The organism is Ktedonobacter robiniae, from assembly GCF_016587375.1.
In the GTDB taxonomy this organism is placed as follows: Bacteria; Chloroflexota; Ktedonobacteria; order Ktedonobacterales; family Ktedonobacteraceae; genus Ktedonobacter; species Ktedonobacter robiniae.
In genome coordinates, this window is sequence record NZ_BNJG01000003.1 from 502088 (window position 1) to 528015 (window position 25928).

Sequence of the window (25928 nt, forward strand, 5' to 3'; positions counted from 1 at the left end):
TTCAATAAGTGTTTTTTTACTATACGTTACATATTCAGAGATTGCAGATCAATCGTGTGAGCGGAGCTAGTCGCTGCAAGCGGCGTTCACGATTGTTTTTCAATAACATGACATTAAAGTTGAGGTTGTCTCTACTACAGGAAACACATCCCACCAGAAAATTATTCCCGCCCATACTTCCTAAAGTAAAAAACGTTTTAAGCAAGCGTTTTGGTCACTCTTTTGCCTCAAACAATTTGGCACTCCATTAAACACACATGCAAAATCTGGGTTAAGATGTGACACACTGACATAGTTCTAAGGTCCTGGATTAACGCATCCAACTTGACCGATCCATGCCCCTTCGGATACAGTTTGTAGGAGCGCTACGGTGCGCCACCTGATATACGCGCTCTGGCAATTCAGACATGAGGAACGAATACTCGCCTCGCGTTACATACATTTGGGCTTCCCGGTCAGCTAAAAAGAGAAGACCTGGTTTTTATGGAGAATGGGAGGTCTTGTAAGTCATCTGTGGCTGTCTTGAGGACACTTCAGATTCTGGAAGGGATTTAGTGTAGTATGTCGTTTTTGGAACGTCGTTCAAAATGTGCTTCAAATTATGATTCAAAGAGTTATTGGGAACCCAAAGTAGCTTCCAATCTAGTTATGCAGAAGGCTCCCAGCCAGGAGGAAGCGTATGAGGTGGAACAGCTTCCTTTCCCCGATATAACCATAACCGACGGGATACCACAACTTCCCTCCACACCTATCACAACAAGTCAACCCAATACAGGCCCTATTTATACGACCGGTACGCTGAAAGCTATCCTCGATACCACCAAGACCTCTGGCACAACTCAGCCATTCGCTACCAATGCGTACCGGAGCAATACAACGGCCCTACGCATGCCCGTGGTCATCAAGGGGTCAGGCAAACAGAGCACCGGCATGCTTCCGCCTCAGCCTAAGGGCAGGCGCTTGATGCTCCATGTGACGGTTACCGCGCTCCTGCTCTTTATTATGGCTGGCTCGCTGATGGCTGTGGCCGCAGTCGGCGATGTAGGTGCCCATACAGGGACCGCTAATTCCTCTCCCAGCACCAATGGTATGTATACTTCGAGTGGGGATAACTCGGCGCTGTTGGCCCAGCAGGCGGCGACCGCTACAGCAGTGACGCAGGATGGCTATGAGCCACCTCAGCAGACATCTAAGGCCAATAACGCTCCTGCTCCCACCTATCCCGGCGTCAATCCGGGACCAGCCCTCGGCGGCTCGGGCAACCATTTCTTCCAGGGCCAGTGTACCTATTGGGCCGCGTATCGCTTCCACCAGCTCACAAATGTGTGGGTTCCCTGGCTGGGCGACGCTTGGCAGTGGTCGGGACAGGCCACGGCTTCTGGCTGGCACGTCTCCGGTAAGCCTTCTGTCGGCGCTATCATCGTGCTGCAACCCGGCGTCCAGGGCGCTGGCGGCTATGGCCACGTGGCTATTGTCGAGCGCATCAACTCGGATGGCAGCGTCTATGCCAGCAACTATAACTGGTATGCCGGCGGCGGCGGCTTTGGTATTCTCTCTTACTGGACCTTCTCTCCCGGTAGTGGTGTCTCGTTCGTCACGCTATAAATTGATACATTAAGATACTTCGCAGATATGGGATGGGGGATGACAAAGCCGTTGGCCTTGCCATCCCCCATCCCATATCTGCTATACTATCGCTACAAGCTCTTGTGTATTTCCTGCTCAACTCAGACATGAAGGAAGGACAATGTGTTTCCTTATTTTCCTTTAAAAGCTGATGTTTTCTCTATGGCTATGGGGACACAGGCCCTGGAAAGCGGTCGCCTTATCGAGATTGATCCCGATCACTATGCACCTGAGATACAGCTCAAACGCGCACTCCTGACAAACGACCAGAATCACTATCTACACGCCCCACAGGAGACTCTTCCAGCTCAATGGGAGATCGTGGAACTGCTTTTAGAGCAGCTTGCCCGCGACTATCCCCATTATTTCTCACTAACGAAGAACGGTAAGCAGGTAACATGGCACAATAGCCTGCTTCAAGAGATAACGGTCTTTGAAATAGGCCTGGCCGCCAGCCTCCCCTATGCCCCCTGGACTGGCTGGGAAGGCAGGTTCAGGAAGACTTGCTTCTGCTGCGCGCCGATACGACACAGGGTATCCCCCTGGTCGCGGGCCAACTCTGCTTCCCCAACGCCTGGTGCCTGGAGGAGAAACTGGGCAAGTCATTTTTAGCAATTCACCAGGAGGTGCCACTCTTCGCGGAACGTATCGGGCGTTCGTCCTACCTCTTGCTGGAACGCTTAAAGGTTGGCAGGCCCGTCTGGCGCCTCAATTGGGCCATCAAGAACATCCCCCGGCTCAATCTCACGCCCAGATATGCCCACGAGGTAGCGCAAGCGCAACGTGATCTCACGCCCGATGCTATTGGCGAGCGCTGCCTACTACGCGTAGAGCGCCAGGCACTCACGCGCCTACCTCGCACACAAGATATTCTCTTCATCATCCACACTTACCAGGAACCTATAGCCGCCATCGCGCAAAACGGTCAGCAAGCCAGGACCCTCCTGGGCGTCCTCCAGACGACCCCGCCTGAAGTCTTGCAATATAAGGGCATTGCCCCTTTCGCCCCCATGCTCATTGAGTATCTTCTCGATCAGCTTTAACGCCCTTCCTTCCACCTTCCTGCCATTGCTGAGCAGCAAGAAACTCCTGCGAACGTTGAGTGGACCGTGTGAGAAAATCTGTAATAGTCGCGAGTTGGTCGTTGCTGTACCTTTCAAGAAAGTCTATAAAGTTCTCTTGTAAAGAGCTAAACACTCGATTCAATTCTGCAAGCCGTTCCTCGTTGCGCTCTATAATAACGCGGCGACGATCACGCGTATCTCGTATACGTTGCACAAAACCTTTGCGTTCAAGTCGATCTATAAGGCTGGTCACCGAAGGGGTTGTTAAACCAGTGTGGTGCGCAATTTCGCCCGCGGTGAGGGGGCCGAGCCGGCTTAGAAGAAAGAGTGTTTTCTCCTCGGTTGCTCCAAGATCCACCTGCTCAGCAATCATAGTATGAAAAAAGACCGCAGCCGTGCTACTCTCACGACTCGCGTTTATAACAGCCTCGATAAGACGCTCTCGATTTGAATGAGATGAAAGATGCTGGCTTGACAAATTTACTCTCCCATATTATATTTAGACCATACTAATATCTAGATATATCTAGATATTAGTATGGTCTAAATATAATCTACCATAAAAAGACTTTTAGAAAGGATCAAAAAATGGGTATCAATGAAAACAATGCCGCCACTCATCTGCTTGAAACTGCAAATACAGCCGACGAGGCCGCCATTCGCACCCTTCTACAGCATCTCAACGAGGCCTGGGGTAACGCAGATACTTACGCTACACTTTTCACAGAGGACGCGGATTACGTTGCCTTCGATGGCTCACATGCACGTGGACGCATCGAAATTGCAGAAACACATCGCCCGCTCTTCAAGGGTATATTAAAAGGCTCTCGCCTGGTTGAGGTTGGTATTCCAACGGAAATACGCTTTCTGGCCCCCTCTGTGGCTCTTATCCATACAGGAGGAGCGGTGCTTAAGGGACGCGAGAAAAGGCCATCGCCCCGGGCGATTTCCGTTCAGACGCTTGTTGCTGTCAAGCACGAAGATGAATGGCTTTTTGCTGCATTCCAGAATACACGCTATCGCCCATTCGCACAAACATTCCTTGGGAAAATCCTCACCAACATGCAGCGAGGAAAGTAATTGAGAGAAACATATGACTACAGGAAAATATCTCAAGCATACCTAGATATGCTTGAGGCCTTTCCCTGTCAAATACCTCAAACGACACAGCTTTTTATGATCATGCAGGTGCTCATACCAGCCATCTGTTCAAGTACCCTACAGTATCTTGCGCATGTTGATGTTGGTGGGGACATAACCAAGCTTCTCATACATCTGGATGGCTCCCTTGTTGTGGCCAAAGACGTGCAGGCCAATGGAGGAGAGGCCAAGTTCGCGCACCTTCTCTTCCATGAGCTGGAAGGCCTGTGTGCCATAACCGTGTCTGCGCTGCGCTTCATCGATTTTGACGTCATAGACGAAGGCCATTGGCTCGGCGCTCCATGTGACACGCGCGAACCAGAGGACACCAACGTGCACGTCGCGCTGCTCATCATAGATCGAGTACAGGTAGTTATCTGGTGACTGCACACCCTCCGGCAATAGTTTTTGATATTCTTTGCGCGATTCCTCGTAGGCGCTCTCAGCCGTCCAGCGTCCTCCTTTGATATGCTCCTCTGCATATTCTCGAATAGAATAGTTCAAATACTGCTCAAATTGTTCTTCAGTCATGGGTACTAATTGCGTCATACAGCCTCTCCTTTTTCTTTTACTTTATAGATACGCCTCATTCTAACACAGGCAGATTATCCGCCGCACTTGTTGCATTCAGACGAGTTGGTATTCCTGTGTCGACCCGCAAAGCGGGCGCGTCGTGATATCTCCTGTGAGGAGAAAACAAAGCCTCATGGGTCAATAAGCCAGGAGATAAGTTTGCCGAAAGGAGGCACATTTCTATGGGCATCTCACGTTATGATCCCTTCGGTGAGGGATTAAGCCTGCGCAACGCTATCAACCAGCTTTTTGAGCAGAGTTTTATACGACCACGCCTGTTTGGTGAAGGCGTTGAGACAAGCCTACCTGTCGATGTCTACGAGGAGAGCAATAACTATGTCGTACGTGCGGCACTGCCAGGGATGAAACCTGAAGACATCAGCCTGACCATTGATCAACATATGCTCACCATCCATGGCCAGTATCGCCGTAGCTCTGATGTTCCACAAGGCAACTGGCTCGTACATGAGCTTCACTCGGGAACATTCACCCGAAGCATGAGTTTTGAACGTCCTGTTGACATAGACCATGTACAGACCGAGTATGAAAATGGGATCCTGACCATTCGCCTACCTGTGAGTGAGGCGGCTCGTCCGCGCCATATCGCCATTCAGGCAAGTCAGGAGCAACCACGAGGTTCTATTGAAGCCCCACAATCACGGGTGTCGGAGAGTGGTGCGTCCTCTGCGACAGCCAGCCAGCAGCAGCCATCTCCAGCCCCTGAACAGCGGTCAGCATCTATGGATGAATCACAGCGTCCATCCACTGACCTTGGGCACTAGCTACAATAATACTGACAGCCTGTAATCACTGAGAGGCAAAGTTGGCAACGCGACACATGCTTGCTTTGCCTCTCTCCACAAGCCACCAGGAAAGGATACATCATGTTAGCCTTGCGTATCACTGAGTTTGGTCCACCCGAAACACTCCATATGAGCGAGATTGAGCGACCTCGTCCAGGAGCGGACGAGGTCCTGGTAGAAATACGTGCTGCCGGACTTAATCCCAGCGACATCGGCAATATTTTGGGTCGCTTCATCCAAACCCAGTTACCGCGCATTCCAGGACGTGATTTCGCGGGCATCGTGGTCGAAGGGTCGGAGGAGCTGCGCGGGCAGGAGGTCTGGGCCAGTGGGGCCGAGTTTGGCTTTACCCGCGATGGCTCGCATGCCCAGTATATTGTCGCACCACGCGATACGCTCAGTCTGAAACCACACAACCTCTCGATGGAACAGGCGGGCGCGATTGGCGTACCTTTCCTGACAGCTTGGCTTACTCTTCAAGCAAGCGGCGCAAGCAAAGGTGATTCTGTACTGGTACTGGGCGCGCGGGGCGCGGTCGGAAACGCCGCCATCGAGCTGGGCAAGATGCGCGGCCTGCGCATGTTTGGCGCCCAGCGCGGTGAACCACGGGGCAATGAGCCATACGAAGTGATCAACACCGAGCGGCCCGATGCCCAGACCGACCTTATGAAGCTTACACACGGCGAAGGAGTCAGCGCCTGCATCGATACAGTAGGGGGACCACTCTTTGACCTGGGACTGGCCTGCCTTGCCCATGGGGGACGACTCATCGCCATTACCGCGCGTGGCGATGGACAGGTACAATTCAATATGCGTGACTTCTACCACCGAGAGCTACACCTGGTGGGAGTCGACTCGCTTCAGCTTGGCGCCTGCCAGACAGCTCATATCCTCTCCGAGATCAAACAGGGCTTTGAAGCAGGCACCTTGCGCGCCCCCCAGGAGATACGCACCTTCCCGCTACAAGAGGCCCCCAGGGCTTACCAGCTCCTGGCCCAGGGTTCCGCGGGAGGCAAAATAGTCTTTATACCTTAAGCGGTACATCCTGCATGGGCAGACCCGCTCCTGGCGTACGCGGCTACTCCTCAGACCAGAAGTAGCCGCGTACGCCAGGAGCGGGCAACAGCACCGTCTCACTAGAAAACCCTGCCCTCATGCGCCTGCTCCGCCTGGGGTAACACCAGGCGTGAACGCAACTGTATAGCCGCTTTGTCTGGGTCAAGAGGATCAGTGATCTCTAGCTCTTTTAGCTCGACGCGAAAGCTCTTCAGAAAATCGGTGATCTGGCTACCAAAATCGATGCGCTTATCCTCCACCCACCAGCGAAAGATCGCCTGGTCTTCCTTACTCATCTGCCGAATGGTCGCCCAGAGCTGCTTGGGCAGAGAGACTTCTTCCTTTTCTAACAGAAGCGCTTCCCACGAAGAGACACCCTCTTGCATGGGAAGCGCTTCAATATGCGCCGCGACCCAACCAATCAAAAAGCGGCGCAAGTTCTCAGGTTGGCGCAGAATCGCCAGGAGCAACCGGCGATTATACTCCTTAAAATAAACCGCCAGTTGCTCCGTCTCATCCGAGATCTCTGTCTCCTCATCGGTCACCTCGATATCAAATGACAACACCACCTGCATACGTGAACGCAGTAGCTCGCCCATCCTACACTCCTTCCAACATCAACACATCGCTCAAGGTATGCCTAACCTACAGATGTGTACACCTATAGTATAAAAAATTCCCTTCTTTTTGCGAAACCCTGCCTTACTATTGGCTTTTGACCCTCAGGGGAACTACTCGTGAAGTTGCACACCCTCCATACGCTCTCCATCCTTTTTAGCATATTGCGGATACACAAAAAAGCGATATAATAGAGTGTTAAACTACTTTTTACGATTTGATTACTTATGGTTAATATGCTATAAGTATCATGTTTATGTGATACGTTATCTTTGTCTGGAGAGTCGTATGGAAAGCGATATTTTGTTGTCGATAGTGCGTGAGGAGAAACAAGCCCAGATACCTAAGCAGAGGTGGAGGCGCTGGTTGACGACGGGACAGGCCTATCTTTACCTGTTACCAGCCTTCATTATTCTGGGCATCTTCTCATATTTCCCCTCCGTGTTTGTCTTTGTGATCAGCCTCTTCAAATGGAACTTCCTCAATCACGGTACACAGCCATTTGTGGGCCTGGCAAACTATCGTTTCTTATTTAGCGATCCGAACTTCTGGCAGGCACTTCAGACAACGATACTCTATGTTGTCATTTCGGTTCCGCTGCAACTAGTGCTCTCGCTCTTGCTGGCAATTCTATTGATGTCGAGTATTCGCGGGCGGGCGTTCTGGCGCCTGGCCATCTTCTCACCATTCATTACGCCCATCGTGGCTACGACATCTATCTGGGTATGGATGTTTGATAATTACCACGGCTTATTTAATGGCATCCTGCACCTGTTACACCTTAAACCAATCGACTGGCTGGGGGATCCACATTGGATCTTACCCAGCATCATTGTCTATACCACCTGGAAGTCCCTGGGCTTTAGCGTTGTACTCTTTATGTCAGGCCTGACAAATATCTCGCCCATGTTGGCCGAGGCAGCGCAGGTGGATGGCGCGAATTCCTGGCAGACCTTCCGTTATATTACCTGGCCTCTGTTGGCACCTGTGACGGTTGTGGTACTGCTACTGAGCACCATTGAGGCCTTTAAGATGTTTCAGCCAGCCTTCCTGTTTTTGGGACCGGATGGAGGCGCGCAGAATGCGGGCCAAACGCTGGGACTCTACCTCTTTTCCCAGGCCTTTGGCACTTCGGCCCATACGGGAATCGGGTCAGCCATCTCGGTGATTATCTTTCTGCTCGTCTTTACCGTTTCAGTGGCGCAGTTTGGCTTATCGCGCCGTTATACTCCCTCTGTAGATTAGAAGGTTCGATGCTATGTCCGCCACACGTTTATCAGGATCTCATCAGAAGCACGCGTCCGGCTGGTGGGGCGCTCAATTACGACGCGGCGCACGCTACCTGGTGATTATCATCGCCACACTCATCGCGGTATTTCCCATTTACTATATGCTGGTCACCTCGCTGTTGACCACGCATAATGCCTATGACGTGGTGCCACATATCCTGCCTGATTGGGAGTGGTCAAACTATGTACGCGCCTGGAATATGGCTCCCTGGTTGCAGTATTTTGGCAATAGCCTGTTCGTCGCGCTCTGCACGATTGTCCTGGCGACATTGACGTCGCTCCTGGCTGCCTATGCCTTTGGGACGATGAAGTTTCCCGGTCGTCATGTGCTCTTTATGCTGCTTCTAGGGATCATTATGGTTCCCTCAGAGGCCACGCTGATCCCCAGTTACCTGCTCGTCTCAACCTTCCACTGGATCAATAGCTACCAGGCGCAGATTATTCCCTTTGGGGTCAGCATCTCTGGCATCTTCTTGTTACGCCAATTCTTCCTTGCGCTTCCCCCCTCGTTGTGGGAGGCGGCCCAACTTGATGGCTGTTCGCGCTTCGGTTATCTCTGGCGGGTGGCGGCGCCCCTGGCTCGCCCGGCCCTGGCGGTAATCGCGCTACAGATATTTATCGGTAGTTGGAACGCGTTTCTCTGGCCCTACCTGGTAACCAGCACCGACGCGTTTCGCCCGGTTGAGGTTGGCTTGCGCGCCTTTGTCGCCGACGAAGGCAACGATCCAACCGGCCTGGCCGCTGCCGTTGCCTTTACCACGCTACCAGTGCTAGTCGTCTTCTTGATCGCGCAAAAGCAGTTCATAGAGGGCATCTCCGCTGGCAGCACAAAAGGATAAGTTTCACATCGATAGACCATTGTTTCGCTTTTTTATTGATTGAAGTATTGAAAGGACTGATATTTCCATGCGTCGTACCTGGTTTAGTATGACCCTGGTGCTCCTTGTTATAGTGCTCCTATTGAGCGCGTGTGGAGGCGACTCCTCAAGCGGCAATAGCAGCAACAACAGCGGCAGCACCGGTGTTCTGGATGCTAACAAGAAATATACCGTAGACTTCTGGGAGGCCTTCTCGACTGGCGCAAATAAGACCGCCATCGAGAATCTCGCCAAGCAGTATATGAGCCAGCATAAGAATGTTACCATTAAATTGCAGGCCTATGACTCCTACGATACTTTGAAGACAAAGCTGACCGCCGCCATCGCCGCCAATAACGCGCCCACGATGGCACAGGTCTATGAGAGCTGGGCTTCGAAGTATCAGCAATCGAACGCGCTTGAGTCCTTGCAGCCCTACATCTCAGGGCAGAACGGCCTGAGCCAGAGCGATATCAGCGACTTCTATCCCACCATCTGGAAGGATGGACAGATCGACGGTACGCAATATATGCTACCCTTCAACAAAAGTGTTGAGGTACTCTACTACAACGAGGATGTGTTGAAGCAGGAGGGGATCGCGGTCCCCACGACGACCGACGAGCTGAAGGCTGCCATCACGAAGGTTACCAAGACCGATGGCTCACGCTGGGGCCTCTCCTTCACGCCCTCAGTTGACGAGTGGGCGACACTCTATAAAGCTTTTGGTGGTGCCGACTTTGTTTCTAGCGATGGCACCAAGGCCGCCTTTGGCGATGGAGCTAATACTCAGCCCGCTCTAAAGGCCTTGAGCGACCTCACGCCCCTGGTCAAAGCAGGCAATATCCATGTGACCAAGCTCTATAGCTGGCAGAACGACTTTGCCGCTGGCAAATCTGCCTTCTCTATCAGCACTGTCGCCAGCTATCCCTTCATCAAGAGTTCCATTGGTGGGAAATTCAACTTCTCAGAGGCCGTTCTGCCCGGTGGCTCCGCGGGCAAGTTTACCTCGCTCTATGGCACCAATATGGCGATGTTCTCCAGCGCCAGCACGGATGCCAAGACCGCCGCGTGGGACTTTATGAAGTACTTGACCAGCGCCGATGCGAATGCTCAGTTCGTCAAGGCAACCGGGTATATGCCTATCCGCAAATCCGCCTATGAGGGCTCGACGTTGAAGAGCTACTTCGAGCAGAATCCCGCGCGCCAGGCTGGCCCCGAGTCACTTCAGTATGGCTTTGTGCCCAGCATTCTGCCCGCCTGGGACGACTGCCGCACGGTCATCACCAGCAATTTTACCAGCGCGCTTACCAGCCAGCTTTCCGAGAACGCCGCCTTGCAGAAGATGACGCAGGGCTGTAGTACAAAGCTAGCTGAAGGCTAAGATATCGTATGTAGGAAATGATGTGATGCCCCGTGTAGCCTCAGGCTACACGGGGCATCACATCATTTCCTACATACGTCCCATTTACGCTCTAGAGGCTTGAGAATAGATCTCTGTACCCTCCGCCTCAGCCGCCCAGGATGAGCGCCAGCTTGCCCGTAAGGCGGCTAGCAGGCGTAGGACGGCCAGGACCACAAACGCGAAGAGCGCCAGGATGATCCAGCCCGCAGCATATGAACCACTTGCCTGTTTGATTGACCCCAGCAGGAAGGGGAGAACAAAGCCGCCGATACCACCCAGGGCACCTACCAGACCGGTCGCGACGCCAATTGTGCTCTGAAAACGCTGCGGCACAAGCTGAAAGACCGCGCCATTGCCCATGCCCATGAAGGCGATGCCAACGATGAAAAGGGCGCCGGTAAAACCAATCGGCAGAAGCAGAGAGGCCAGCGCGTACGTGCCAGCAATCAAGAGCAGCAGGATGGAGAGCACACGCACACCTCCCAGCCTATCCGCGATGTATCCCCCCAGCGGACGCAGCGTACTTCCGGTAAAAGCAGCGCCCGCAGCCCAGTAGCCCGCCTCCACTCCTGGCAACCCAAACTGGTTATGATAGAACTGGGGCAGGAAGGTTCCCAGGCCAACAAATCCACCAAAGGTGACGCTATAGAGCAGGCAAAACCACCACATATCCGCTATACCCAGGGCACGCACATAGCTAGCGAGGGGCGCCGCTTCAGGGCGCGTCGGACTCTCCTTCGCCAGCAATACAAATGCCAGCAACACCAGCGTCAGGGGGATCATCGCCAGGCCCAGGACGGCATGCCACCCATAGGCTCTCGCCAGGCTGGGGGCCGTGGCGTTGGCTATGACGGTACCGATATTGCCCGCCGCCGCAATTCCCATCACGAGGCCCTGCTGCGTGGGAGGATACCAGCGACTGGCCAGCGGCAGCGCCACTGCGAACGAGGAGCCCGCGACCCCAAGCATCAGACCAATGCAGAGCACCTCCGGAAAGCTTACCGGCAGCAACCAGCCCAGGAGCAGGGGCAGAAAGAGAAACGTCAGCAAACCTATGCCAATCAACTTCCCGCTATAGCGGTCACTGAGCAGTCCCACAGGCAGACGGATCAGCGAACCGCTGAGCGTAGGTAAGGCGACCATGAGTCCCTGCTGCGCAGCGTTGAGCTTGAGTTCGGGCGCGATAAAGACACTGAGAGAACCCAGAAGCACCCAGATGGTAAAACAGGTATCAAAGTGGAGAAAAGAGGCGATGACAGTCGAGATAGAGCCAGGACGCGCACTTCCCTTCGTAGGTAAAAAAGGCATAAAGAACTCCCTTTCTTCGCTTGCTAAATACGGAGAAATAGTATCGAGGAGTGCAGCCCTTAACAGCAGCTACGCCAGGTAGCTGACAAGGGCTTTCACCAGATGCCCCATCTTTGGATGCTCAGGGATAACGCGCGGTGTCACCCCATAGCGCTGCAACACTCCAGTGCAGGTCGGGCCAATAGAGGCCACAAGCGTCCTGGTATTGAGGGCCTCGGTAAGCTGGCTACTGAGTTGAAGCTCCTGGGCGATGCGAAACAGGTGCCGGGCCTGGACCTGACTGGTGAAGGCAAGCGCATCTATTTCGCCAGCGACAATGCTCTTAACCAGGCTACGTAAGGGCGCCAGGTTTGTGGGTAGCAGCCATTCATAGAGACAAAGCTCCTCCAGCTTGGCACCACGCTGGCGCAATTCTTCCGTGAACTGGGCGTTGTGCTCACCATAATGCACCACACCTGTGACTTTACTCCCCAGGTCAAAGGGGGCCAGCACCGCCAGAAGCTCATGTGTGGTATAGGGCTCTGGAGCGCTGGCGGCCACGGGAATACCATAACGCTTCAGCGCCGCGACTGGCTTCGGTCCACGACACACAATCGTCGTAGCACGCAACGCCTCCACTAGCTCTACATGGCGGCCTAACTTTTCGGCCTCGCTATACAGAGCGGTGGCTCCTACGCCGGTAAAGAAAACAAGCATCTGGATCTCTCCCCCTGAGAGCCGGGCGAGAAAGGCCGCGGCCTGCGGCCCGCACTCTCGCGCTACCTCGCGCACTGCGGGTACGCTCACCAGGTTCGAGGCTCCATGACGGCGCAGAAGGTTGGCCATCTCTCCCGCCATGCGCGTCTCCAGTAGCGCGATGCGTGCGTGCTGCAATGTCATATGTATGCTCCTTGTGCTACAGGCTCAGCAGGATCTCGCCCGTCTCGCTTACCTGGAGCGCGTAGGTTTTGAGCGCCGGGCAGGTATTGCCAATCGACTCGCCCGTTCTCAGGTCAAACCTGAAGGAGTGTAAGGGACAGATAACCTGCTCATCGCCCGTCAGGCCGTCCGCCAGGGGGCCTTGCCGGTGGGAACAGGCGGCCTGCGTGGCGAAGAGTCTGCCGCTACGTGTGCGGAAGACGGCGATCTCGGCCTCTCCAAGCTGAAAGGTGCGTCCCTCGCCCAGAGGCAGGCGCGTCTGTGGGCCAAGGTTGTAGACGACCTTGCCCGGTGGCAGCATGATACTCATTAGTACTCTTCTCCTTTCGTCTCGTCGGTTGGCTGTTTAGGACACAATGGTTGATCCTACTGGTTGGAGTGCTTCGGCGAATTGCGCGGGGGTCACGGGCTGGTGGGCCTCCTGCCAGGGATCGACATAGGCATCTACCGCGGCCTGGATCTCCTGGTCCAGCCTGGAGGCGATGCCCTCGCTGTCTTCGACCAGCACCTGGCGCAGGTACTCGATTCCCAGGCGCTCCACCAGGTCATAGGTACGCTCCAGGTACCTGGCGTTCTCACGATAGTACTGCATAAAGCGTCCCATGTAGAGCAGTACCTCGTCATGGGTCTCAACGGTACAGAGTACATCCCCTTTGCGCACTTTCGAACCCGCGCCTCCGCCAATATAGATCTCCCATCTCCCCCCCTCAATCGCCATAGCACCCAGGTCTTTTGTGGTCGCCTCTGAGCAGTTGCGTGGGCAGCCTGTCGTCGCCAGTTTCATCTTGTGCGGAGATTCAACGCCCTGGAAGCGCTTCTCGATCTTGATCCCCAGCCCGGTGCTATCACCCACGCCATAGCGACAGAACTCCGAGCCAAGGCAGGTTTTACAGGTGCGGAAGGCCTTGGAGTAGGCATGGCCCGAGGGCATGCCCAGGTCACGCCAGACATCGGGCAGGTGCCGCTTGGGAATACCGACGAGGTCGATACGCTGCCCGCCCGTCAGCTTGACCATGGGCACATCGTATTTGAGCGCCACATCAGCGATACGCCGGAGCTCCTGGCCCGTGGTCACGCCTCCATAGATACGCGGAATAACGCTAAAGGTACCGTCATTCTGGATATTAGCGTGTACCCGGTCATTGATAAAGCGTGCATCTCGCTCATCTTCGTACTCTTTGCCCCAGATAGTCTTGAGCAGGGAAGCCAGCCCGGCCTTGCTGGTGGGATCTTCCTTGCCGTCTGCCAGGGCGCGAAAGACCGCTGAGACACTGCGCAACTCCTGCTCTTTAATGGCCTTGATGAGATCCGGCTTCTTCAATGGGACACCCGGAACATAGTAATGCAGCGCGGGATCATCGACAACCAGCCCATCGGAGGCCAGTTCCAGCAGGGCTTGAACCTGAAGCTTACAGGAGCCACAGCCAGTTCCAGCACGCGTGGCGTTACAGAGCATAGGCAGCGAGCGCTTCCCCTCGCGCACCGCCGCGACGATCTGCCCCTTGGAGACACCATTACAGTTACATATCTGTGCGTCATCCGGCAGGTCGGCGACATCGAACGCTTTACTCTCGCCAGTCAGCGCAAAAAGTAGCTCGGCACGGTTCTCTGGCAACTTATCGCCACGGTCAAAGTGTTGCAGCAAGCGCGGTGTTGTCGGCCCATCGCCCATGACAATCGCGCCCAGCAAGCTACCATTGCGAATGACGAGCTTCTTGTAGATACCACGGCCCGGCTCGCTATAGGTCACGACTTCGTCGTCTGGCAGACTGCGATCTTTCTCGCCCATCACAGCCAGTTCCATACCCATGACCTTTAGCTTGGTCGATTCCTTGGAGCCACGATACAGCGCGTTGGCTGTAGGGCTGGTCAAACGTTCAGCAAGGACACGAGCCTGCTCCCAGAGCGGCGCGACCAGTCCATACACCCTGCCCTGGTGCTCGGCGCACTCGCCAAGTGCAAAGACATCCTGCGCGCTGGTCACAAGGCCATCATTGACTAGAACCCCCCGCTCACAGGCGATACCCGCCTGACGCGCCAGCTCCATATTAGGACGAATACCTGCCGCGATGACCAACATATCGCACTCCAGACGTGTGCCATCTTTAAAGCCCAGGCCCGTGACGCTTGTCTCTCCCACGACTTCTGTCGTGAGCTTCCCTAGCCAGAGCTGAATGCCCAGTTTCGCGATCTCGGCCTGAAGCAGCTCGCTCGCTGGTTCATCCAGTTGCACATTCATAAGCGAAGTCGGCAGGTGGACCACGTGTACCTTGCTGCACCGGTTAGAGAGGCCACGGGCTGCCTCTAAACCTAGAAGGCCCCCACCAATGACTACGGCGCTGCGCGCCTGGGCAGCGTATTTGATCATCGCGTCACAATCATCGATGGTGCGAAAGGCAAAGGCCCCTGTTTTTAGTCCCCCATCCTCTCGCAGCAGATTCTTCAATGGCGGGAGAAATGGCTTGCTGCCTGTCGCAATCACGAGTTTGTCGTAAGTCGTGATCGTCCCATCGCTAGCATAGACCGCCTTATTCTCGGTATCAATGGTATGAATATGCATGCCAACGCGCAAATCGATATGATGCTGTGCGTACCATGTGAGGGGATTGATAAAGATATCCTGGGGATCATGGCTCCCCGCCAGGACATTTGAGAGCAAAATACGGTTATAGTTGCCGTAGGGTTCGTCACCAAAGACGACGATTTGATAGCGTTCATTTCCACCGCGAGCCACAATCTCCTCCACCAGCCTCGCTCCCGCCATACCATTGCCGATCACAACCAGGCGTTCCTTCATGCAGGTTCTCCCTCCGCTTGCTCTAACTTCTTATGTGAAAACCAACGCCGCTCTCGCGGCTAGCGCTTTCGCGCTCAGGTTTTCGAAGAGGCACTAGCGCGTTCGATGCGAACCGCGCACACTTTAAACTCTGGCATCCGGCTGGTGCTATCCAGGACCGGATTGGTTAAGCGATTGACCGCATCTTTCCCTCCCCAGTGGAAGGGCACGAAAAGCGTATCTTCACGTATGTCCGAAGTGATCTTGACTGTGCCACAGATGGAGCCTCGGCGCGTGGTGAGCCTGACGCACGCTCCCTGCACCAGGCCATAGTGGCGGGCCGTGGTGGGGTGAATCTCGACGAAAGGCGCCGGGGCCAGCTCGCGCAAACGCGCCACGCGCCGCGTCTGCGTTCCCGATTGATATTGCGCCAGCACACGCCCGGTCGTTAAGTAGAGGGGATATTCCTCATCTGGAACCTCCGCTGGCGACTGGTGGCGCACGGGATGGAAGCGGGCCCGTCCGGAAGGCGTATGAAATGTCTGCTGAAAGAGCCGGGGCGTGCCAGAATGCTCCTCGCCCGGACAGGGCCAGAAGACCCCATTCCTGGCCTCGATCTTTTCATAGCTCATACCCGCATAATCCGCGCTCCCCCGCGCGCTGGCGCGACCCAGCTCCTCGAAGACCTGGTGCGGCTCGCCATAGGCAAAGTAGCGCCCCTTCCCCAGCAACTCAGCCAGTTGACAGAGCATCTCAACATCCGTTTTTACTTCAGGTGGGGGCGCAAAGGCCCGTCGACGGCGAATGACGCGGCCCTCAAGATTTGTCATAGTGCCCTCTTCCTCAGCCCATTGGGCCGATGGCAGCACCACGTCGGCCAGTTGCGCGGTCTCCGAGAGAAATAAGTCCGAAACCACCAGGCAGTCAAGCGCCTTGAGCCGTTCCTGGATATGTAGCGCATTGGGACTTGAGACCACGATATTGGAGCCAACCACCAGCAGCGTGCGCACGCCTCCCTCCTGCCCCAGGCCCTCCAATAGCTCATAGGCCGATTTTCCCGGCCCGGGTAGCTCCGACTCGTCTATGCCCCAGACCTCAGCTATGTGCTGGCGCGCTCCTGGATCGCTAATCTTGCGATAGCCAGGGAGCTGGTCGGCCTTCTGGCCGTGTTCGCGTCCACCCTGACCATTCCCCTGCCCGGTTATACTACCAAAGCCGCTATAGATACGGCCAGGGAGGCCGAGCGCCAGCGCGACATTGATGTAAGCCAGGGTATTGCTCACTCCCTGACTCTGTTGCTCGCTGCCACGCGCCGTCAGGATCATCGCCGAGCGTGCCCTTCCAAGCAGGTGCGCAGCCTGGGTAAAGAGCCCCTCCGGAACGCCTGTGGCGCGCTCGACCAGTTCTGGCCAGTATGACGCGACACGCCCCTTGACCTGCTCAAAGTCCTCTGTCCGCTCGGCAATATAGGCTTTATCAATCAAGCCTTCTCGCACGAGGATATGCAGCAGTCCATGCGCCAGAGCCGCGTCCGAGCCAGGAGTCAGGCGGAGATGCAGGTGTGCGGCACGTGTGGTCACTGAGGCGCGTGGATCAATGACGATCAACTTCCCGCCATTTTGGCGTTGGGCCTCGAAGTACTGCATGAGGGGCGGCATGGTCTCCGCGATATTGCTGCCAATGAGCAGAATGACTTCAGCATGGGGAATGTCTTCCAGGGGAAAAGGCAGGCCACGATCAAGGCCAAAGGCGGCCTGGCTGGCCGCAGCGGCCGAGGACATGCAGTAGCGTCCATTATAATCAATGTTCGAGGTTCCCAGGGCCACACGCGCAAACTTCCCCAGGAGATAGGCTTTCTCGTTTGTGAGCGAGCCACTCCCAAACACACCCACTGCATCGCGTCCATAGCGTTTCTGGGTCGTCTGAATAGCGGCGGCGACATGCGCTAAGGCATCTTCCCACGAAGCGGGAACCAGCCCTCCCTGCGCGTCACGCAACAGAGGCGTACGGAGGCGGTCGGGGTGATTGAGTAGCTCAGCGGCGTTCCAGCCTTTGACACAGAGGGACCCATTATTGACAGGGAAGTGTTCATTCCCCTCGACCGTAACCTGGTCGCGAGGACCTGAGAGAAGCATGCCACATTGAAGGGCACAGTAGGGACAATGAGTCGCGATCTGTTCAGTCGCTTTCTCCACGAATGGTGCAGCGGTATTATGCACTTGTTCCCCCAATAAGACGGCTTTAACGCGTGCTCCCGCTAAACATCCGTGTTTAACAGAAGCCTCATCTCCTTGAGTGAAACCAATCGCTTAGCCAGGGTATAGCTGGCAAAAATACTGCTGCATCGCATGCATACCCATCAGATACTGGTTACTACTCGATACACACTAATTCTTGACTCATCATGTTAAATATTCACATGAAACATCACTAATACAGAGTGTACCATCGCATTTATGCAGGCGTTAGATACAAAAAGCATAAACTTAACGTCCGCTCTTTTGTATGTTTTGCCGAAAGCTTCCTGGCACCTTCTTCCCTTATTGCCAAAGTTATGTTTGTTGATCTACTTTATCATTATTGACAAATCCAGCCTTTCTTGAGTAATATATAAGACATAAGCTCTTCCCATTTTATAGCCTGCTTCCCACGCTTATACATAGAATTATGCTTATGCTATTAAGCATAGCATAGGAGTAGGAAGTGGCCCGACGCTGCAAAAGCGCGCATCTACATATGATGACGGATATGTAGACGCTTGCTTTTGCAACGCCGGACAGCTTGTTTGCACTTATTTCTTTATTTTTTTACACCATTGAGGTCATCCAATGACGACATCCGCGCAACAAGACAATATCACCTCTCCTCCAGCAATTCATGTCCATCAGCTAAACTTTCGCTATCGTGGCGCCAACGAGGATGATACAAACCCCAAGGCATCTACAGAGGAGGCTTCGGCTCCCTCTACGATTGAAGATATTTCTTTTACTCTCCCGGCAGGAGAACTCTTATTAATTGCCGGTCCTAGCGGCAGTGGCAAAAGCACGCTGATCAAGTGCTTAAATGGGCTTATTCCCAATAGCTATAAGGGGGTGCTCAGCGGCGAGATTCAGCTCCAGGGGCACACTACAAAGGGCCTGAAGCTGCGAGACCTGGCTCACTATATTGGGACGATGCTCCAGGACCCCGATAAGCAGGTCGTGGGCAGCACCGTGGAACAGGAGATCGCCTTTGGCCTGGAGAACCTGGCCGTGCCTCGTCCCGAGATGCGCCAGCGTGTGAGGAACTCCCTAGAGCAGCTACACCTGGAGCGCTATCAGGGACGCGAAACCTTTGCCCTCTCCGGAGGGCAGCGCCAACAGGTCGCGGCGGCTGGCATCCTCGTTATGCAGCCCGCGATCATGCTCTTCGATGAGCCCTTTGCCAACCTGGATGCCCGCGCGATTGATGAACTGGAACAACTCATCGCCAATCTGCGGGCCGAGGGACGTACCGTAGTAATTGTGGAACACCGGGTTGAGGAGGCGCTGCGGCTCAATCCCGATAAGGTCCTGCTCCTGCGCGAGGGCAAACAGGCCTTCTTTGGCCCCACTACCCAATTCCTTAAGATCGCTGACCCTACCCAGGTCAAACTCCCAGTTGAGGCCACGCTACGCACGCTACCTACAACGGCACAGCCACGCGATTGGCTGCTTCAGCCCATAACCTTGGGTGAGGAAGACCAGCAGCAAGCAACTGAGCCTATTCTTCGCTTTGAGGATGTCCACTACCGCTACGGACTCTTCTCCGAAGAAATTCTGCGTGGCATCTCGTTTAGCGTACAGCGTGGGGAGACCATCGCGCTGCTCGGGCCAAACGGTTCGGGAAAGACCACCCTGGTCAAGCAAGCCCTCGGCCTGCTCCGCCCCACGAAGGGACGCGTTAGCCTCTACCAGGACGATACACGTAAGCTCAGTGTGGCCCAGTTGGCCGCGCGCATTGGCTATGTCTTCCAGAGTCCAAACGCCATGCTCTTCGCTCCTAGCGTGGCTGAAGAAGCCAGCTTTGGTCCCACCAACCTGGGCTTTACGAAAGAGCGCGTCCAGGAAGCAGTGCAGGCCTCGCTTAAAGCCCTTGATGTCGATGCCTTTGAGCAGCGCTCTCCCTTCTCACTCAGCTTTGGTCAACAGAAACGCGTCGCTATCGCCTCGGTGCTTGCTATGCAGAGCAGTATCCTTCTGCTTGACGAGCCTACGGCGGGCCAGGATCACCGCTCATATATGAACTTTATGGAGCATCTGCGCGGCCTACCCGGCCTGGATGCCCTGCTCTTTATTACTCATGACCTGGACCTGGCGCTGCGCTTCACGCAACGCGTCCTCCTGCTCAAGGATGGGCACCTGGTTGCCGATGGCGCGCCACTTGAGGTGCTCTCGGACGCAAAGCTCCTGGATGAATGCAATCTCCGCCCTACCTCCCTGCTGCACTACCTTTTAGGTACACGGCAACAGGTGAGCTAGGCGTTCTCTCTTATCAGGAATTTTGCATGAAAGGAGGTGCATTACAGGGATCTATCTTTACCGGGGAAACACTTTTCTACAGCCCTTGTATTTTCTTTTATCATTGCTACTCTCTATTCACCCTCTTCGAGCGATTAATTTTGTTTTATCGCGGAAAGGATATTTCTCAATGGCAACCATTGAACAAACCGAGTCCAGGTCCAATTTCTGGAGCATCAGCGTTCGCCACGTGGTCTATGCAGCGCTTGGTGCAGCTCTTTACGGCGGCTTAAGCTACCTGAGCAATTTTATTCAGCTTCCCAGCGCGGGCAATGTCTCGCTGCGCCCGGCGATTGTTATTCCCCTGCTCTTCGCGGTCCTATATGGCCCCTGGGTCGGTCTCTTCGCTGGAGGCGTAGGCAATGTTCTGGGCGACTGGCTTGGTGGCGGCTTCTACTGGAACTGGGACGTTGGTAATGCTCTTATCGGCTTTATCGCTGGTGTGGCCATCTTTTACACACTTGGGCGCTACAATACCACACGTAAGATCGTTATCGCCGAGGTCTTTAGCGCTATCGGTATTATCGTTGGTCTCGCCTTCGCTTCGTACACTGAGATCTGGCTCTCGAAGATCAGCTTCACGACGGCAACCTTCGGGTACCTGACGCCAGCAGCCCTCTCTGACCTGGTGAATGGCTTGATTCTGCTGCCAATCTTGCTTGTAGCGTATAACGCAGCGGTGAGACGCACTGGACGCGGTTAAGAGACGCACATGGAGCACACCTCTCAGGTGTGCTCCATACATTTCTTTGATAAGGGTAGGCCCATGCTATGCTAATAAATTTCCCCTATGTCGAACGCGACACACTAGTTCATCGTCTAGATGTGCGCGCAAAGCTGCTCTTTCTGGTCGCTTTCAGTCTGATGGTCGCTCAGACTTCGAATTTCTGGTTCATGCTGGCAGCATTTCTCGTATCCGCTTTCTATTACCAGCAATGCCATCTACATTGGCGAGAAACCAGGGCAGCCTGGCGCTTCGTCATTGTGCTCAATGTCATGATTGTACTGGGCAATTTCTTTTTAACCAATGGCGCGGTTGTGCGCGGTGTGGATGTCGCTTCTTTCCATGTTCTCACACATATCCCCTTTCCCGGCTTCATCTCACATGCCCCCTATCTCAGCATTATTTCGCTTCCAATAAGCGTCGAAAGCCTGGTCTTTCTCCTGACACAGGCGCTCCGCAATTTTAGTATCGCTTTCCTGGCAATCTCATTCCCCTACACCACCAACCCAGGCCATATCGCTTCTGGCATCAAAGGTCTGGGACTCTCTGACTGGATCGCTTACGCCATCGAACTCTCATTTCGCTTCCTTCCCAGCGTGGGCCGCGATTTTAGTACGACGCTTGACGCCCAGCGCGCACGCGGCTTTGAGCTTGACAAGCTGCGCGGCGGCATCTTCGGTAAGATCGCGCGCCTGGCCCCACTCATCGTACCTCTGGTCATAGGCTCCATTATAGGAGCAGAAGATATCATTAACGCCATGGAGCTACGTTGCTTCGGCGTGGGCAAGCGCACCTGGCTCTATGAAGCACATGCGAGCCGCAGTGATATCATCTTGATCGCTCTCTGTATCATAGCCTTCGTCTGCGTAACGTCGTTCAATATTCTTGGCGGATTTTCAAGCTTCAGCATCTTCCACACACTCCACACTCAGGGCATCCCCGCCTCCTGGCTACATTAAATACATTTGGGATGTATAGCGCTTTTGTCGTACAGCAAAAGTGCTACACATCCCAAATATATTCCTCTCCAGGCATTTAGGAGAGCGTTACACTGAAAGCATCACGTATACTTGTTACCAAGCCAATTGATCGCTCTACCTGGCCTGCACTGCGCTCCAATCGGGCAACTTTAAGGCATTCCCATACGTGATAGAGACAACACCTCAACCATATTACGTGCTTCTAGTTTAATTGAGAACTTCTTACACATCGTCCGATTACTTTAGATAGTATGATAGTGCATCCCATCCGTTGTAGGGTCCATGCAAGCATGGACGCCTCCCGCTCGCCGGGATAAGTCTGTAGGGTCCAAGCCAGCTTGGACTTGTGATCAAAGTGCCCACCCGTGGCTCTCAAGAAAGGGTAGAGCTATGTATGATCCTAATGCCCATGATGATAGCCATCATGGGGAACTTGAACGCACAAAAATAACTGAGCCGACACCAAGCTACCGGCCAGCAGATAACTGGTCGCCTCGGCAGGTATACCAGCCCTGGCAGGCTTATAATCAAGAGTATTACAACGCACCTACCGTGGGAGCGCGTCCATCCCCACCACAACCTCACAATGACCGCGTTCTACGCTCCATACTCCTGACCCTGCTGTGCGCAACCGCCTTTGGGGCAATGCTCTTTGGGGCTGGCTGGACCTTTGGTCGCAACAGCGTCGGCACCGGAATCCCATCTGTACAGCCTATCGCAGTTACCTCTATGAGCGAGGCCCGTCTCAAGGTAGTCAGCCGCATTCAGCCCTCGATGGTGCAGATCAACTCACAGCAGGAGACCAGCAACTCTGTTGGTTCCGGCGTCATCGTCGATCAGCGAGGCTATATCGTCACCAACAATCACGTGATCAGCAACGCCCAGAGCATTCGCGTTCAGTTGCCCAATGGACACCAAACAGCCGGCCAGTTGGTGGGAGCCAATGCCGATTATGACCTGGCGATCATCAAAGTCACTACGTCCACGCCACTTACACCCGCGACCCTGGGTGACTCCTCCGGACTTCAGGTGGGACAGGATGTGCTCGCCATCGGTAGTCCGCTGGGCATCAGCAAAACTGTCACTAGCGGCATCATCAGCGCGGTTGGACGCACGATCTCCGAGGGGCATGGCGTCACCCTGCACAGCGCGATACAGACGGATGCCCCCATCAATCCGGGCAATAGCGGCGGCGCCCTGGTTGATATGCAGGGGAACCTGGTTGGCATCCCCACACTGACGGCCATCAATCCCGAATTCAATACGCCTGCCAACGGCATGGGCTTCGCCATTCCCTCCAACAAGGTCAAAGAGGTAATGGACCAGTATATCCACTAGCCTCGCGGCTTCAGCCTTTTATTACGGCTGTGTACATATGGAGAGACAGGTAAAAATTTACATGAATAATGGGGTAGGATTGGCAGCTATCTGCTGCCAATCCTACCCCATTATTCATGTAAATTTAGAAACGCTTCAGGCTTGAAGGGCGTACTAAAAGCACATAGTGTATTTATTGCACAGGGGGACGCACTCATATGACAGGAGAGAAGGACCTCGCGCCGGAAATGCCATCATCCTCAGCAAAACAATCTTCGCAAGGGAGGCGGGCCGCAACCATCGCGGTGGCCTTGCCTATTGTGCTGCTCTTTGTCTGGCTGGGCGGCTGGTTCCTCTTCGCCCTCCTCACATTCGTGCTCTGCATGATGACTATGGAACTTAGGAGCTTGATGTTACAGGCGAGCCATCGGCCCGTACTCTGGTTTAGCTTTGCGCTGGCGCTGTTCCTGCTCGCTAGCGCGATGTTTCCCCAGCAACGCCTCATGCTCCTCTCTATAGGGGCGGGCCTCGCGCTGCTGCTCTCGTTCCCCCTGTTCTTCATGCGTGCACCAGAGCAACGCCCACTGAACGATTGGGGCTGACACTAGGCCTGGCACTCTATCAGGGATGGCCACTTAGCTGTATGTTGCACCTACGCGGGGCCACGCTTCCTCCCTGGCCGCTAACGGCGGATATGTGGAATTATATTCCTCCAGGGGTGTGGTGGCTTTGCCTGGCCCTGCTGGGCGCCTGGAGCACTGATACGGGCGCATTCCACATTGGCAAGGCCTTTGGCATACGCGTCCATCCCTTGCTGCCACGCATCAGTCCGGGGAAAAATATTGAAGGGCTAATCGGAGGAACCATCTTTGCGACCGTTACCTGCCTACTGATTGGTAGCCTGCTCCTCCACTTGCCCTGGTATCTCTGTCTACTCCTGGGAATTATTCTCGGCCCCTGCTCCCTGGCGGGTGATCTCAGCGAATCCCTTATCAAACGCGAGGCACACGCTAAGGATAGCGGCACCATCATGCCCGGCCATGGAGGCATACTCGACCGCTGCGATAGCATCCTCTTTGGGGTAATTATCGTCTATACATTCATGCTTATCATCGGTTAATTATCACGCCCTTTGACAAAAAACTGGGCAAGCATATGGTGGCGAGAAGTCGCTGCCACGAAAAGGGGAAACACTGGATATGGCTTACAGGATTGGGGTTATCGCGGATACCCACGTGCCGGAATTTCTGCCTTCCCTGCCTAAGGCTGTTGGGCAAGTATTTCAGGGAGTAGATATGATCCTGCACGCGGGCGATATCACCGGTGAGGTGGTGTTGGAGGAGCTACGTGCTATCGCGCCTGTCGTCGCGATCAAGGGTGATCATGACCAACTCAAACTACAAGAGAGGACGGTGGTCGAGTGTGGTGGAATGCGCATTGGCCTGCTGCATGGGCGCCGCCCTCGCTGGCAGGAGGCCCCCAGCCTTTTCTACAATACGTTGAGCGTCAAAGATCACGCCTGGGGCGGCTTTCAACAGCAGGTCGTGCTCTCTTTCGACAAGGTAGATGCTATCGTCTTTGGGCACTTCCACCATCCCTATGTAGGCACACACGAAGGAGTGCTGCTCTTTAATCCAGGGGCGGTCTATCAACCATCGCCGGAAAACGTTCGCGCACGCCTGACGATGACCCGTCTCCCCTGGCGGCGCCTCTATCTCCAGCGTTCCCTGCACCGCCCGCTACGCCTCCCCACTGTTGGCATACTTACCATTGATGAGGGAGCCATCAAGCCAGAGATTATTCCCCTCCCCTAAGCATGAAAGAAGATTGTAGGGTCCAGGCTGGCATAGTCTTATCCCCGTGAGAACAGTTCAAGCCAGCTTAGATCCTACAACGTATCGATATACCGATGATAAGCGTTAGAACGCTAACTCGCACGCACGCCCTGCAAAACCACCTGGCGCTTGGCCGTCGATGTCTTGCGCTCAGAGAGAGCCATCTCGAACAGGCGGAACAAAGCCAGGAGATCCACATGCTGTTTCAGTATATAGAGGTGGCGCCTGCTTGCCGCCTCAGCCAGGGACTCATCAAAAACCTGGACACAGGAGAGGAGGGCCGGGACATCGGCTAGTTCCGACTGCGCATGTAAACGATCATAGAGTTCAATCCCATTCATATCGGAAAGAGCATAATTGAGTAAGAAGACATCAGGCTTCAGCTCTCTCGCCACATCCAATGCCACTTCGCCAGAAGAAATATAGATGAAATGGTAGTGCTCGCCTCTCCACGTGACTTGCAGGCCAGACACCTCATTCGCAAAGGTGTGATGCCCCACCACCAGAATCTTCTTCATAAAAGTACGTCCTTTACTTTTTGTAATAGATAAAAACCAGGCTCTTCTTGAATGTCACAGGTGCAAAAATTCACATCAAGAGCCGGCTGCTGTAAAAAGGTATAATGATGCTCCATTCTAATACGCATCAGCGAACAGAAGAGTCTCACTTATATCTTTTTCCCTATACAGAAGAGCCTGTATCTTCTCAGGCCGGGTCAACGTGCTAGCTAACAGAAGCTATAAAATTTTGAGAGGAGCAGCCTACTTATGACGGAACCATATGCACGCCTGGAGAAGTTTCTGAATGGAGTGCAATACCCTACGACGAAAGCCAACCTGGTGACCTACGCCAAACAATATGGGGTAGAGCAACAGATTAGCGATAAGCTTGTAGAGCTTCCCGAACGTAAGTTTGATACTCCAGCAGACGTGTTGCGTGACCTAGGGTTGGAACGTGGTTCAGAGGCAGAGGTCCATACCGATCTTCACGTCCGCTCAACCAACTATAACGGCAACATTCCTCAGGGTGGTAAAGGAGAACAAATCTAACCTTCCCTTCACTTCCTGAAAGGTAGCAGTTCACGACCTTGCATCAGCGAGGCGG

26 protein-coding genes are annotated in these 25928 nt (G+C 54.3%); 17 read left to right on the forward strand and 9 right to left on the reverse strand.

All coding sequences use genetic code 11. The annotated features are described in order from the left end of the window. Positions 1–648: 648 nt before the first annotated feature. The 3 genes from JMJ04_RS34750 (at position 649) to JMJ04_RS48235 (ending at position 2669) form a co-directional block, all read left to right on the forward strand. Entirely contained in the window at positions 649–1605 is a 957-nt protein-coding gene (locus JMJ04_RS34750) for a CHAP domain-containing protein (protein ID WP_201374957.1), read from the forward strand. A gap of 183 nt (positions 1606–1788) precedes the next feature. Then, on the forward strand, positions 1789–2238 hold the full coding sequence (locus tag JMJ04_RS48230; protein ID WP_201374958.1) for a heme-dependent oxidative N-demethylase subunit alpha family protein: 450 nt from the start codon (positions 1789–1791) through the stop codon (positions 2236–2238). Continuing rightward, a complete protein-coding gene (locus JMJ04_RS48235) occupies positions 2130–2669 on the forward strand; it encodes a heme-dependent oxidative N-demethylase family protein (protein WP_201374959.1) in 540 nt (179 codons plus the stop codon). The genes JMJ04_RS48230 and JMJ04_RS48235 overlap by 109 nt, the downstream gene beginning before the upstream one ends. Here the strand turns inward: JMJ04_RS48235 and JMJ04_RS34765 are convergent. Further along, on the reverse strand, positions 2641–3168 hold the full coding sequence (locus JMJ04_RS34765; RefSeq protein WP_201374960.1) for a MarR family winged helix-turn-helix transcriptional regulator: 528 nt from the start codon (positions 3166–3168) through the stop codon (positions 2641–2643). The genes JMJ04_RS48235 and JMJ04_RS34765 overlap by 29 nt on opposite strands. Before the next feature lie 110 nt (positions 3169–3278). On the opposite strand from JMJ04_RS34765, the gene JMJ04_RS34770 reads away from it, so the two are divergent. Next, positions 3279–3770, forward strand: coding sequence for an SgcJ/EcaC family oxidoreductase (locus JMJ04_RS34770; RefSeq protein WP_201374961.1), 492 nt, complete (start codon positions 3279–3281; stop codon positions 3768–3770). 138 nt (positions 3771–3908) lie between these two features. Here the strand turns inward: JMJ04_RS34770 and JMJ04_RS34775 are convergent, their stop codons facing one another. Then, a complete protein-coding gene (locus JMJ04_RS34775; RefSeq protein WP_201374962.1) occupies positions 3909–4379 on the reverse strand; it encodes a GNAT family N-acetyltransferase in 471 nt (156 codons plus the stop codon). 206 nt (positions 4380–4585) lie between these two features. Between JMJ04_RS34775 and JMJ04_RS34780 the strand changes: the two genes are divergently transcribed. Together JMJ04_RS34780 and JMJ04_RS34785 are read left to right on the forward strand one after the other, a co-directional pair. Then, entirely contained in the window at positions 4586–5185 is a 600-nt protein-coding gene (locus JMJ04_RS34780; protein WP_201374963.1) for an Hsp20/alpha crystallin family protein, read from the forward strand. Between the two features lie 102 nt (positions 5186–5287). Further along, a complete protein-coding gene (locus JMJ04_RS34785) occupies positions 5288–6241 on the forward strand; it encodes a quinone oxidoreductase family protein (protein WP_201374964.1) in 954 nt (317 codons plus the stop codon). Between the two features lie 101 nt (positions 6242–6342). Here the strand turns inward: JMJ04_RS34785 and JMJ04_RS34790 are convergent, their stop codons facing one another. Further along, positions 6343–6861, reverse strand: a complete 519-nt coding sequence (locus tag JMJ04_RS34790) for a hypothetical protein (RefSeq protein WP_201374965.1) — start codon at positions 6859–6861, stop codon at positions 6343–6345. 307 nt (positions 6862–7168) lie between these two features. Between JMJ04_RS34790 and JMJ04_RS34795 the strand changes: the two genes are divergently transcribed. From JMJ04_RS34795 to JMJ04_RS34805, 3 genes are all read left to right on the forward strand, one after another. Then, complete coding sequence (locus tag JMJ04_RS34795) at positions 7169–8125, forward strand: carbohydrate ABC transporter permease (protein ID WP_201374966.1); 957 nt, start codon at positions 7169–7171, stop codon at positions 8123–8125. A gap of 13 nt (positions 8126–8138) precedes the next feature. Further along, positions 8139–9008, forward strand: coding sequence for a carbohydrate ABC transporter permease (locus JMJ04_RS34800; protein WP_201374967.1), 870 nt, complete (start codon positions 8139–8141; stop codon positions 9006–9008). A gap of 67 nt (positions 9009–9075) precedes the next feature. After that, positions 9076–10407, forward strand: coding sequence for an ABC transporter substrate-binding protein (locus JMJ04_RS34805; protein WP_201374968.1), 1332 nt, complete (start codon positions 9076–9078; stop codon positions 10405–10407). An 84-nt stretch (positions 10408–10491) separates the two neighbouring features. Here JMJ04_RS34805 and JMJ04_RS34810 read toward each other — a convergent pair whose 3' ends face one another. The 5 genes from JMJ04_RS34810 to JMJ04_RS34830 form a co-directional block, all read right to left on the reverse strand. Beyond that, positions 10492–11736, reverse strand: coding sequence for a nitrate/nitrite transporter (locus JMJ04_RS34810; RefSeq protein WP_201374969.1), 1245 nt, complete (start codon positions 11734–11736; stop codon positions 10492–10494). A gap of 69 nt (positions 11737–11805) precedes the next feature. Continuing rightward, entirely contained in the window at positions 11806–12615 is an 810-nt protein-coding gene (locus tag JMJ04_RS34815) for a uroporphyrinogen-III synthase (RefSeq protein ID WP_201374970.1), read from the reverse strand. 16 nt (positions 12616–12631) lie between these two features. Next, on the reverse strand, positions 12632–12964 hold the full coding sequence (locus JMJ04_RS34820; RefSeq protein WP_201374971.1) for a Rieske (2Fe-2S) protein: 333 nt from the start codon (positions 12962–12964) through the stop codon (positions 12632–12634). 36 nt (positions 12965–13000) lie between these two features. Further along, complete coding sequence (nirB, locus tag JMJ04_RS34825) at positions 13001–15451, reverse strand: nitrite reductase large subunit NirB (RefSeq protein WP_201374972.1); 2451 nt, start codon at positions 15449–15451, stop codon at positions 13001–13003. A 74-nt stretch (positions 15452–15525) separates the two neighbouring features. Beyond that, positions 15526–17649, reverse strand: a complete 2124-nt coding sequence (locus JMJ04_RS34830; protein ID WP_201374973.1) for a molybdopterin oxidoreductase family protein — start codon at positions 17647–17649, stop codon at positions 15526–15528. A gap of 609 nt (positions 17650–18258) precedes the next feature. Between JMJ04_RS34830 and JMJ04_RS34835 the strand changes: the two genes are divergently transcribed. From JMJ04_RS34835 to JMJ04_RS34865, 7 genes are all read left to right on the forward strand, one after another. Continuing rightward, on the forward strand, positions 18259–19929 hold the full coding sequence (locus JMJ04_RS34835) for an ABC transporter ATP-binding protein (RefSeq protein ID WP_201374974.1): 1671 nt from the start codon (positions 18259–18261) through the stop codon (positions 19927–19929). A gap of 169 nt (positions 19930–20098) precedes the next feature. Beyond that, complete coding sequence (locus JMJ04_RS34840) at positions 20099–20671, forward strand: ECF transporter S component (RefSeq protein ID WP_201374975.1); 573 nt, start codon at positions 20099–20101, stop codon at positions 20669–20671. Between the two features lie 68 nt (positions 20672–20739). Further along, positions 20740–21651 carry an energy-coupling factor transporter transmembrane component T family protein gene (locus JMJ04_RS34845; RefSeq protein WP_201374976.1) on the forward strand — a complete coding sequence of 304 codons (912 nt, stop codon included), beginning with the start codon at positions 20740–20742 and terminating at the stop codon, positions 21649–21651. Between the two features lie 411 nt (positions 21652–22062). Continuing rightward, on the forward strand, positions 22063–23010 hold the full coding sequence (locus JMJ04_RS34850) for a S1C family serine protease (protein WP_201374977.1): 948 nt from the start codon (positions 22063–22065) through the stop codon (positions 23008–23010). 197 nt (positions 23011–23207) lie between these two features. Continuing rightward, a complete protein-coding gene (locus JMJ04_RS34855; protein ID WP_201374978.1) occupies positions 23208–23591 on the forward strand; it encodes a hypothetical protein in 384 nt (127 codons plus the stop codon). 41 nt (positions 23592–23632) lie between these two features. After that, the gene (locus tag JMJ04_RS34860; RefSeq protein ID WP_338001078.1) at positions 23633–24109 is read left to right on the forward strand and encodes a phosphatidate cytidylyltransferase; all 477 of its coding nucleotides are present in this window, start codon (positions 23633–23635) and stop codon (positions 24107–24109) included. Between the two features lie 79 nt (positions 24110–24188). Then, positions 24189–24803: a metallophosphoesterase family protein gene (locus tag JMJ04_RS34865; RefSeq protein WP_201374980.1), complete on the forward strand. Its 615-nt coding sequence runs from the start codon at positions 24189–24191 to the stop codon at positions 24801–24803. A gap of 113 nt (positions 24804–24916) precedes the next feature. On the opposite strand, the gene JMJ04_RS34870 is transcribed toward JMJ04_RS34865, so the two are convergent. Further along, on the reverse strand, positions 24917–25342 hold the full coding sequence (locus JMJ04_RS34870; protein ID WP_201374981.1) for a PleD family two-component system response regulator: 426 nt from the start codon (positions 25340–25342) through the stop codon (positions 24917–24919). A 249-nt stretch (positions 25343–25591) separates the two neighbouring features. Between JMJ04_RS34870 and JMJ04_RS34875 the strand changes: the two genes are divergently transcribed. Further along, the gene (locus JMJ04_RS34875) at positions 25592–25873 is read left to right on the forward strand and encodes a DUF2795 domain-containing protein (RefSeq protein WP_201374982.1); all 282 of its coding nucleotides are present in this window, start codon (positions 25592–25594) and stop codon (positions 25871–25873) included. The last annotated feature ends 55 nt before the right edge of the window (positions 25874–25928 follow it).